Below are 11,139 nucleotides of genomic sequence, written 5' to 3' on the forward strand. Positions count from 1 at the left end.
TTGCATCCTCAGGTTGGAACATCCGCGGCGTGACCGGCAAGACCTGCATCAGCGACGGTGCCGGGGTCAACACCGCGCAGACCACTGTCAATGACGCTCAGGTGCGCCTGCCAGCTGAAGGCGCCCTCGATATGGCGGCGCGCCAGCAGGCCCAGCCCGGCAGAGTGCGCCCGGGAATCGAGCAGCGACTGCAGGGCGCGCACAAATTCCTCGGGCGTGTCAGCGCGCAACACACCCTGGCCGGCACTGGCGCCAATGGCATCCGCGCAACTGCTGACGGTCACCACGGGTTGCCGCATGGCCATGGCTTCCAGAATCTTGTTCTGGATGCCCCGCGCCACGCGCAGCGGCGCCACGATGGCGTGCGCATGCTGCAGGTATGGCCGCACATCGGGCACCGTCCCCGTCACCACCACATGGGCACTCGCCAAGGCGCGCACCTGGGGTGAAGGACTGCGGCCCACGATGTAAAACCGCAGTTGCGGATACTGCGCCAGCAAGCGTGGCAGCACTTCGGACACGAACCAGCACACACCGTCGACATTGGGCCAGTAGTCCATCGCGCCGGTGAACACCAGCGCCTGACCGCCGTCCGGAAATGGGTTTTCGCGCTGCGGATCGGAGTCGAAGAAATCCGCATCCACCCCATTGCCCATCGACTGCACCCGCCTCACGCATTCTGGCGCCTGCGACAAAAACAAGGCGGTTTCATTGGGCGTCACAAAATAGGAGCAGTGCGCCCGCAAGGCCATCGAGCGCTCGTAAGCCAGCAGGCGCCGCCCTTCGCGCCGGTACAGCAAGGACAATGGCCATCGGTGCGCATCGGCATATTGCATCCATTTAGCCGAATCCACATCTACAAAATCGAGCAACATGGGCACTTCAGGCAGCAACAATTGCGCGTACTGAGCCATGGCGGACGAAAAAACCACACAGGCTTTCAAATCATTCTCGGCCGCAATCTGCCGCACCCACCGCTGCATTCCCTGATTACGGTAATACGCAAGCGTAAGCGCTTCTCCCCGAAAAATGCCGGTCAGGCTTTTGATACGCGCAGCGCGCGGCCGAATGCGCTCCACATGCAAATCGTCGCACAGCGCTCCAAGACTGGGAAGATGCTCCTCATCCGCAGGATCATCCAAAAAGGTTCCCAGAAAAACGCGGTGGCTCTTCTGCAAATGGCGTAGCAAATGATAAGAACGCACCTTGTCACCCTTGTTGGGTGGATACGGCAACCTGTGCACCAGATAAAGAATACTGCCTGAGGCGCTCATGATGGGTGATTCATTTATCCGAGGTTGCGAACAATCTTCGGCCCCAGCCAGTTCACCACCCTGGCTGGCATGCGACGCCAGGCGGCTATCAGCAGTTGATATTTAGCGTTTGCAGGATTGTTCTGCGGCACATCCTGCCCTCTGAACAGGCGATACTCGTAATACAAAGGCGCAGGTTCAAAACCCCAATTTTTCTTGAACGCATAAGAGCCTGTGTTTTGCTTGCTGCGCCCGTAGTCAAACACCTTCAATCCGCGCTGACAGGCCAGACGCATAAGCTCCCAGTATTTGAAATCATTAGCCGCCAACTCTCTTGCCAACTCGTCATCACCTGCATAATAAGGCAGAACTTCGTCCCTGAAGTAAAAACTTAAAACACTGCTGACAGGGCGACCTTCTGGCGTGCAAACTGTCAATATCTCACAGTCTTTACCAAAAACTCGCTGCAATTCCTGAAAATAAATTTTGGGCAGTGCCGGCGTACCGTGGCGATGCATGTTGTCAGCATACAGCGAAAAAAACCGGTCCACCGACGCATCGATCTGGGAGCTCAAACCGCCCTTGAGCCCTTTCCTGACCATTGCACGCTGTTTGCGTGGAATGGCAAGCATGTTCTCTTCTTCTTTCGCAGCCAGCGGTTTTCTAAACGTGACGTAAAGGTCTTGTATCGGCCAGTCATCGTGGCGACGAGCCCTATTTCGCAGTTCCAGGTGATCAACACCCAACCGGACGGCGAGACGCCCGGCTTCTTGCTCCAGTGCTGACGCAACAGCCTCATCGCGCGCCAAAATACCTCCATAGACTGCAAAAGGCAGACTGGAAAGCGCATTGCCAAACAGACGGCTTTTGATGTGCGCCAAGGGCAACACTCCACACACCTCGCCATCACACTCCGCATATAACAAAAATGTCTCGTGCCGAAAAACCCCGCGAATGACCTCCTGCCAACCAGCACGATGGAAAAAAGTAGCCTGCGGATGATCGAAAACAAAGGCGTCCCAGCGTGCAGCGCCTGCACTGTCATGCAGGTCGAGACGCTGCACCGTGATGGAATATTTCACATCAGGCAAGGAGAACCTCCGGCTTATTCTGGGACAGAAAAATATCATCCATGCGACCCCAGCGAAAATCGCTCAAAAGACAACTCAGACGTTGCTCCATGCGATTTATGTTCACATAATGCCTGAAACGCGTCTTGAAATTTATACCTGGAACTCTCGGCTGATCCGGATCTATCTCCCAAGGATGAAAATAAAAAACTGCTGGCAGATAATCCTGAATATTGACCCTGCGCAGCATCCAGCGTGAAATCGAGTAAGGAACCAACCGAAAATAACCACCACCACTGGATGGCAGATTGCGATTGAATACCCGCAGCGTGGTCGGAGGCACCTCAATCAGGCCATCACGAATCCGGTGCGCAAACCGTGGCGCGTCCGGCATGCCGTAATGGTCATGCAATATCGGGTAAATACTTGAGCTGTAACGATAACCCGCATTCTGCAGGGCATCCAGAGCCCATAGATTACACGCCCCTATAGAGAAACTGGGGGCACGATAACCTTTAACTTCAACACCGGAAATATCTTCGAGCAAAAGTTTTGCACGATAAATATCATCAAAAAACGAACTCTCACACAGATCACTTACACGCTCATGGCCATAACCGTGGCTGGCAAGTTCGTGCCCTCCATCCACGATGTCGCGAACCAGTACGGGATAACGTTCGGCAATCCAGCCCAGCGTGAAAAAAGTGGCTTTAACGTCGGTCTTGCTCAGTAAATCAAGAATGCGCTGCACATTGCGCTCCACGCGGCTTTCCTGCAATTCCCAATCGTTACGCTGAATATAAGGTGCGAATGCGGACACCTGAAAGTAATCCTCCACATCAACGGTGAGCGCATTCGTGATAATTTTCGGATTTTCGCGCATACCAGAGGACTCCTTTTCCTCAGCCCGTGGCACTGTCGGATTGACGAATCTTCTCGTTGGTCAACAGTTTTCGCAAGTTCATCAATATCTCGAGCGTAACGCGCTCCTGACGCAATACGCTACGCTCAATTCTCAGCAAATGAGCACTCAGCTGCTCTGACGTCATTTCCGAAAGTCGGTTGGAGACGCTGTCAACCAAAGGATTTCCCAGATCGAGCCTGGATAGAACCGCATCGCCGTTCTTTTGCTCTTCAGAGAGCGTGCTTGCCACGGCATTCCTCAGTGGTGTATCCCACGAAGACGCCGTCTTGGGAGGTAAGGCCATCTCGGATTGAATCTCCTCAATGATCTGTTTGACCAGTGATTGATCAATCTGGCTGGCATCTGCCAGAAAACCTTGCAAAAGAATGCGGTCGAGCAAAGTATTGATGCGCCGGGGAATACCACCTGTAAATCGGTAAATACTCTCAAAAACCTCTGATTCAAAAACCGGTTTGTCCGTGGATCCCGCGCATTTCAGCCGGTGCAAAATATACCCACGGGTTTCATCTGCCTCCATAGGGCCCAGGTGGCAGGTGGCTATGACCCGCTGGCGCAGTTGCACCATTCCAGGACTTTGCAGAATTTCACGAAATTCAGGCTGACCCACAAGAAATGTCTGCAGCAGAGCGTTCTGGCCATTTTGAAAGTTGGACAACATGCGCAACTCTTCAACGGCCTGGGGTTGCAGGTTCTGCGCCTCGTCCACCACAAGCAAACAGCGCTTGCCCTTGAGCGTCTGAGCCAGAAAGAAAGCCTCTAAAGCAAGCAGCAGATTAGATTTGGGAACACCATGCACAGGCACACCAAAAGCGGCCCCCACCATGCGCAACGTATCTTCCGCGCCCAATTGCGTGCTCACCAAATGGGCTGCAACCACTGTCTGCGCATCAAGACTGTCCAGCAAGCCACGGACAATCGTGGTCTTGCCTGCACCCACCTCTCCTGTAATGACAATGAAGCCTTCGCAGCACATCACTCCATATTCCAGGTAGGCACGCGCACGCTGATGCTGCTTGCTACTGAAATAGAAGCCTGGGTCTGGATTGAGTTGAAAAGGTTTACTTTTCAACCCGTAAAAAGCCTCATACATGCTCAGAACCGATGTGTGATGAATCCCGTGATGGCTGACTCGCTGTAATCCCTTGCACCACCGTTCAATAAGCTGCGGCGCAACTGAATACCCACGCTGGTACGCCTCGCCACAAGCGCATCCCAGCCGAGCGCAAACGAACGCACACGCGTTTCCTGGCCTGGCGCTGATCCCAGGCTGCGGACATCACTCAGGCTAGCGTTGACGGATGCATTCGGAGTGAGCCGATGACCCGCCGTCAGATGCCAGCCACGCTGACGAATGCGCGTATTGACGTCAAAATCGTCTCCCAGCCGCAATAAACCATCCAGCGCGCGACTGTCTGATCGCGAAACCGCCACTGTCACGGTGCTGCGCTGCCCCAATAGCGCCAACGACAATTGCTGCAACCGCTGCACGGTGGAAGATGAAGTCAAATAATCCGGAAATACCTGCGTATTCGCCGGCACACCTCTGCGCTCGATTTCTTGCAAAACAAGCTGCGATCGACGAATCGAATTCGACTCGATTCGGGCGTAAATATTGTCCAGCAGGTCATAAAGCGATCCGATCGTTGCTAATGAACGATCCCCCAGTCCAGTATTTATGTTTTTGCGATCGACATAACTCCAAAGGGTGCGTGCGGTTCGGTACTCAAGCAAAACGTTGTGAGATTCTCCGAAATAACGATTCTCACGTTCCATAGAAATCCGACTTCGAACCGATGGACGCCAATCAAAGCCACCCCCCCAGATATTTCGCGACTCTCGCGTAGGCGTGACCTGATTTGTAGATTCAACGCCACCCGTTCCAAAAAATTGAAACTGCGGCGAAATATAGTAAATCAATCGACCACGCAAGGAAGTGGTCTCTATGCTTCGGCCATTGGAAAAATCAGCGGTGTCGTCGCTGGCATCTAAGGTCCACCCCCATAACTGACCTACCGTCTGGCTGCCAATAAAAAAACGCCAGTTTCTCTGCCTTACATCTGCGCGATTGTCTGCGTCGGACTGATCTTCTTGCAGGCTGTATCGCAGCTCATAATCTGCAGCGTCGCCCAGAGTACCCCTCAGATAGGGGGATATGCGAAAGCTGGTGGTTTGCGTCAAATTAGGATTGGCAGGTGAATCCACCCCAGGCGCACCAAAGGCAGATATGGGCTGCAGGCCGGCCGCACCACTCACATCGATAAAGACCGCGTTCTGGACAGCCTCCACTGTCCCCCTCGCATTCAGGTTGTGCCAAACCTGATCTGACGCCGTACCTTTTGCATAGTGAGCCGATCGCAGGCTGTAATCGGCAAATCCTTGGATCCGCGCCGTATTGGCCACCACACGCAGTCCGGGGCTTAGTTCCGTAATTTGGTCATTGAGCTGTGTTGCATCAAGTCGGGCATTATTAGTGGCGGTGTGGCGCAAAGTAATGCTGGGTTCGATCGAGAGGCCGGACTGACCCGAGGCGGTCGGTGATTCGGTCGGAACCTTCGAGACGTCAGGCATCTGCGCCAATGAGCAGCCACACCACAGCATTCCGATTACAAGCGGCAACGGCGCAGCTTGACCAGACAAGGCTGTTTTCTTGGTTTTTAGTGACCGCGAAGACATGATTTTTATTAATTTGATGATTTACATCGCCGCCGGGGCTCTCATGCGTGTCTCGGTCAATCGCCCATACCCATAACCGTACCCATATCCGTAACCTCCCAAGAAACTGCTGCGCACCTGATTGAGAATCAGATGTTTGATGGGGCACATTTCAATGGTCTCCAATGCGCTCTGTACCTGCGCCTGCGGTGTCTTTTCTGCCTGAACCACAATGACCACCTGCCCCATGTGACTGGCCAACACCCGTGCTTCTGTAGTGAGGAGCAAGGGGGGCGAATCAAAAATGATGATCCGGTCGCTGTAGCGCTTGCCCATTTCATCGAGTAAGGAAGCCATCCCCACGCTGGCTAGCAATTCCGTGGCACGCGGATGAGGCCTGCCCGCCGGCAAAAGGGTTAGTTTTTCCACATTGGTTCGCAGCAGGACGTCTGGCAAATCAAGAGCATCGTCCACCAGCAAATCCATCAGACCGGGCGCTTGCGACAAGCCTAATTCGGTCATGACCGATGGATGAGTGACATCCGCATCGACAAGCAAGACGGTGTGGTTCATCTCCATTGCCATACTCATGGCAAGATTAATAGCCGTGAAGCTTTTGCCTTCACCCGGCATGGCGCTGGTGATCATGATCAGATTACGATTGCCCACCGGCGAATCAACTCTGGCCGCTGCGTTATCCAGCAAAGGCCGTTTGATCACCCGAAACTGCTCCGTTATTGACGATGAAACTGCATTGGGAATGACAAAACCTTTTGCTGCCAACGCATTCAGGTCGATTGATACGGTTTTTGACGAATTTTCCTGAGTTGCGTGCGACTGATCCGTGTAATCGGCTTTCAAAACCTCCTGGAACTCTTGTGCCCCCTGGAAACTGCGCGCTTTTGACCCTGCTTGCGAAGCAGGCCAAGCGTCATTCAAATGCTGTGCCGGTGCGATTTCGCCGGGCATGACGGCGCCAGCCTTGCGCAGTTGCTCAAATCGCTGAGCTGCTTTTTCGATGGAACTGGTCATGATTGGACGTCACCCTAAAACGCCAGATTGGTAATACAGCACGGCGATGCCGCCCACGTACAGCATGATGAAAGCAGCCAGAACCATCACAAACCGCTTCAAGCTTCGCGATTCGCGCCGACGCAGCGGCTCGCTGGGCAGCAGGCCAATCACCCCCAACAATGGCACGTTGGTTGCATGCCGCAGACTGCTGCCTTCAAAAAATACAGGCCTGACCTGGCTCATCAAAAACGCCACGCCCAGCCCGGCACCGATGGCCGCCAACAACGAGACCGGCATCAACAATATGCGATTGGGAGCGACGGGCTTTGGCGCCACGCGCGGGGGATCAATGACTCGGAACTCCGCCACGTTGGACGTGTTTTCCAGCTTGCCGGACATCAAAGCCGACTCTCGCCGCGAGACGAGATCCGCGTAATTTTTCTGATGAATCTGATAGTCGCGATTGAGTTGCGCCAGTTCTGCTTCCAGTTGCGGCGCTAGCTTCAATTGCTGCTGTACCTGATTGGCCCGTGCTTCATATTCGACCACTCGCGCGCGCAACGAAGCCACCTGCACCTCTGCGGCGGAGTAAATGCGGCTGAGTTCCAGCACCGCCGGATTGGTTTCAGTGGAAACAACGGCAGGCGATGCCTGTGCCTTGCTGCGCAGTTCGTCCATTTCCTGGCGCTTCTGTGTTTCAAGCTGCGCAATCAGGCTGCGGGTTCTGACCACATCGGGGTGCCCGTCGGTGTAGCGCTGCAGTAATGAATCGAGAATGCGCCTTTGCTCATACAGTCGCGCGTCAAGTTCAGGCGTTTGTACGTTATTGACAGGCGCAGGGCGGCCCGTCTGAGCGCGCAAAAGCTCCAGTTGGCGGCTGGCAGCTGCCCGCGCGCTCTCTGCTTCGCGCAGATCCAGTTTGGCTTGATTGAGAAGTCCCATCACCTCTGCAGCACGCCCCGCAGAATCCAGGCCGGTTTGGGACTGCATCTCGATATTTCGCAGTTTGAATGCCTTGAGTCGGCCCTCGGCCTCGGTCAGCTTGGCCTCGTAGGTTTTGATCTGTTCGTCAAGAAAACGGCGCGCGCTGTCCGAATCCTGCCGCGCCGCGCCCAGGCTGGACTCGACAAAAATGGTGAGCAACGCCTGCACGACACGTTGTGCCTTTTCAGGACTTTGGTCACGATAAGACAAGGTGTATAAATTGTCCCGCCCCGCGGACTGGATGCTGATGGACTTGGTGACCGAGTCAATCAATGCATCCGTCGATGAACGGGACTGCGCAGCCAGATCCAGGTCTGCAATACGAATCAGGCGCTCCACGGTTGGGCGGTTGATCAGCGTGCGGCTGAGCATTGACACCTGTTGCTCGATATTGGGCTGCACGGCAATACCCGTCATTAGAGGCCGCAAAATGGATTGCGTGTCCACATACACCCGTGCAGAGGCCTGATAGTAATCGGGCATCATGAGCACCATCCCAACGCCCGCTGCCCCTACCAGCCAGGTGAATGCCATCGCCAGGCGGCGATGGAGCCACATACCACGCACGGTTGTGACAATTTGTGCTAAAAGCTCATGCATTAGACCCCCCTGACAGGCTGGGCGCACAGCGCCAATGCCAACCTGCTCTCAAGCGATTCAAAACCAGCCTTGAGGAATAATCAAAATATCGCCGGGCAGCACTTCAACGTTGGCGCCGATATCGCCACGCTTGATCAAATCGTGCAAACGCACGTTGTATCGTTTACTTCCTTCGGCGGATCGAACCAGCGTAGCGTTGTTGCCGTCCGCAAAATCAGTCAGCCCACCGGCGGCAATCATGACGTCCAGAACAGTCATGTTTTGCTTATAGGCAAGAAACTGCGGCCGGGCCGCCTCACCCACCACACGAATCTGCTCGCTATAAGGGCCGACAAAGCTGGTGACAATGACCGTGACAATCGGGTCGCGCACATATTTGGCGAGTTCTTTTTCCACATCCCGCGCGATTTGAGTGGAGGTCTTGCCTTGCGCCACCAGACCGTCCACCAAAGGCGTTGATACCTGCCCATCGGGACGCACCGGCACGACCTGCGACAACTCTGGGTTGCGCCAGACGATGATGTTGAGCGTATCCCCCGGTCCAACGATGTAGTTGTAATCAGTTGTGGCCGCTTTGGCGGGCGCAGCAGGATAAGAGCCGCCCGTCAAACCCGCACAGCCCGCCAATGTGGTTAAAGCAAGGCCTGCTGCAATGACGCGAACCCAAGACCCCAGTCGGTCTGTTACGAATTTATGCATGCTGCACCTCATCAACATCACGTGAAATGGGGAAATTTATTCTCTGTGGCGTTGCAGCATACCCTCAACAAATGTCAGGCGTAAACAGATTTTTAGGAGGTGAATCGCCCTGCTCTCTCAATCCATAAAGAAAGACCTGAACATTCACAGAAAATCAACCAGTATTTACCCGCAAAAACACTTCCGCAATGCATCCACCACAGCGGCGCAAAGTGTCGAAAATATTTACACAAACCCCGTCTCGGATGCACCGAATTTTCCTAAGTCGATGTTTTTCAAATAAAAAATTTTCAGGCATACAGATTGCTTCAGGTGTCACGACCGCACCGCCGGTTAAACCTGCCGATTCACCCACTCCCAAGGAGTAATCAAAATGCCTGCTCTCTCCAAATTCCTGCGGCTCGCTGGTGGCGCCTTGGCGCTCGCAGCCGCTTCGCTGGCCACCCATGCTGCGCCCACGACCCAACTCGGCTTCCTGGTTGATGCGTCCGGCAGCATTGGAACCACCAACTTCAACATCATGAAAGCTGGCTACGTCGCTGCTCTGGGAGCCCTGCCGACCGACGGCTCGATCGAAGTGACCGTGGTGACCTTCGCATCCAGCGCCGCGACCGTGGTAGCGCCTACCGTGGTGACCGCCGCATCGCTGCCAGGCATCCTCGCGTTGATCAACAGCATCGTGTATTCAGGTGGCGGTACCGACACCGCCGCTGGCATCAACCACATCACCAATTTGATGACTGGCCCTGGTAACACCAACTTCAGTAGAAACCTGAACTCCATGATCAACATCGCCACCGATGGCGTACCCAACTCCCAGACAGCGGCCGTCGCTGCCGCGAGTGCTGCGGAGACAGCAGGCATTGATGCTCTCACCGCGGAAGCCATTGGCAGCTTCGACTCATCAGGTCTGCGGAGCATGGTTTTCTCTCCTCTCAATGGACCATGCGCCAATTGCGGCACGCTCTTGGCTGCCGGCTCGACACCGCCCAACCCCATGACATCCAATCCCTGGGTGTTGCCAGTGAACAGTTTCGATGACTTCGCCGCAGCCATCCATAACAAGGTGCAAGCATCCACCGGGCAGGTACCAGAGCCCGGCATGCTGGCCCTGTTGGCGCTGGGCCTCGTGGGCCTGAGCGTTAGCCGCCGCAATCGGTTTGCCTGATGCGCGCGCTGGTGGGTTGATCCTACAAGGAGCACCACCCAGGTGTGGTGCTCCTCGTTTGTCCTGTAGTGTTTGGGGCCGGGCCGTGGACAATCAGGATGGTTGCGCTGTGGCGCTGCTGGTGTGATCGTTTCCCACTCTCCTTTTTCTGAGAAAGCGCAAGGCAAGCCATGCATCCCTCTTCGAAATCACTGGCCCTCACGATCTGGACACTTGCAATGACAGCCCCGGCAATGACCCACGCCCAGCAAGGCGACTGCACCATCAAGGCCAGCAGCGATGCGGTGGTGCTGATGCACTGCAAACCCCAGCTTGCCGAGGCGGCTTGGGTGCAAGCTGCCAAGGCCGCCTGCGAGCCTGGCAAGGCCTGCAATGTGTGGATTTGGGAAGACGCCAGCAAGATACCGGCGACAGCGCCCAAAACCGACGCCGAACTGCCTAAAAGCGCTACCGGCGCGGCCGTGGCGGTATGGGTGAACGACACCGCCAACCTGATCAAGCTGAAAAAAGTGCGTTGACTCAAGGCGCGGCGCTGTGGTGCGCCAGGGTGGTGCTGGCGCAGCCGATCCGTCAATCATTTGACGGTGCACAAGATGACCGTCATTGGCAAATCCCAGCATGTATCTCGCCGCTTGCGGCCCAGCAAAGCACCTTTTGCTCTTTCTCGTCCCCATTCGGTATCACCACATCCGCCACGGCGCCCACGGTGATCGTGTAGATAGTCCGTGAAGTCCCCTTGAAAACCGGAACCACCCGGAAGTAGAGAGCCCCCCC

General features: G+C 55.3%; 10 protein-coding genes. 2 read left to right on the forward strand and 8 right to left on the reverse strand.

What is annotated here, in order from left to right; all coding sequences use genetic code 11:
- Positions 1–8: 8 nt before the first annotated feature.
- From AB7E35_RS06430 to AB7E35_RS06465, 8 genes are read right to left on the reverse strand one after another with little or no spacing between them, the layout of a single operon-like run.
- Positions 9–1,274: a TIGR03087 family PEP-CTERM/XrtA system glycosyltransferase gene (locus AB7E35_RS06430; RefSeq protein ID WP_428167256.1), complete on the reverse strand. Its 1,266-nt coding sequence runs from the start codon at positions 1,272–1,274 to the stop codon at positions 9–11.
- Positions 1,275–1,288: 14 nt separating this feature from the next.
- On the reverse strand, positions 1,289–2,344 hold the full coding sequence (locus AB7E35_RS06435) for a FemAB family XrtA/PEP-CTERM system-associated protein (RefSeq protein WP_428162304.1): 1,056 nt from the start codon (positions 2,342–2,344) through the stop codon (positions 1,289–1,291).
- A complete protein-coding gene (locus AB7E35_RS06440; RefSeq protein WP_428162305.1) occupies positions 2,337–3,206 on the reverse strand; it encodes an XrtA system polysaccharide deacetylase in 870 nt (289 codons plus the stop codon). The genes AB7E35_RS06435 and AB7E35_RS06440 overlap by 8 nt, the downstream gene beginning before the upstream one ends.
- Positions 3,207–3,225: 19 nt before the next feature.
- Positions 3,226–4,338, reverse strand: coding sequence for an XrtA/PEP-CTERM system-associated ATPase (locus tag AB7E35_RS06445; protein WP_428167257.1), 1,113 nt, complete (start codon positions 4,336–4,338; stop codon positions 3,226–3,228).
- A gap of 2 nt (positions 4,339–4,340) precedes the next feature.
- Positions 4,341–5,921, reverse strand: coding sequence for a TIGR03016 family PEP-CTERM system-associated outer membrane protein (locus tag AB7E35_RS06450; RefSeq protein WP_428162307.1), 1,581 nt, complete (start codon positions 5,919–5,921; stop codon positions 4,341–4,343).
- Positions 5,922–5,942: 21 nt separating this feature from the next.
- A complete protein-coding gene (locus AB7E35_RS06455; protein ID WP_428162308.1) occupies positions 5,943–6,932 on the reverse strand; it encodes an XrtA-associated tyrosine autokinase in 990 nt (329 codons plus the stop codon).
- 9 nt (positions 6,933–6,941) lie between these two features.
- Positions 6,942–8,498 (reverse strand): XrtA system polysaccharide chain length determinant, encoded by a 1,557-nt coding sequence (locus tag AB7E35_RS06460; protein ID WP_428162309.1) that lies wholly within the window; start codon positions 8,496–8,498, stop codon positions 6,942–6,944.
- A gap of 57 nt (positions 8,499–8,555) precedes the next feature.
- Positions 8,556–9,197, reverse strand: a complete 642-nt coding sequence (locus tag AB7E35_RS06465; protein WP_428162310.1) for an XrtA/PEP-CTERM system exopolysaccharide export protein — start codon at positions 9,195–9,197, stop codon at positions 8,556–8,558.
- Positions 9,198–9,570: 373 nt separating this feature from the next.
- Between AB7E35_RS06465 and AB7E35_RS06470 the strand changes: the two genes are divergently transcribed.
- Together AB7E35_RS06470 and AB7E35_RS06475 are read left to right on the forward strand one after the other, a co-directional pair.
- Positions 9,571–10,365 carry a vWA domain-containing protein gene (locus AB7E35_RS06470; protein WP_428167258.1) on the forward strand — a complete coding sequence of 265 codons (795 nt, stop codon included), beginning with the start codon at positions 9,571–9,573 and terminating at the stop codon, positions 10,363–10,365.
- Between the two features lie 218 nt (positions 10,366–10,583).
- A complete protein-coding gene (locus tag AB7E35_RS06475; RefSeq protein ID WP_428162312.1) occupies positions 10,584–10,883 on the forward strand; it encodes a hypothetical protein in 300 nt (99 codons plus the stop codon).
- Positions 10,884–11,139: the final 256 nt, after the last annotated feature.

It is taken from the genome of Diaphorobacter sp. (assembly GCF_050251835.1).
In the GTDB taxonomy this organism is placed as follows: Bacteria; Pseudomonadota; Gammaproteobacteria; order Burkholderiales; family Burkholderiaceae_C; genus JBFXIE01.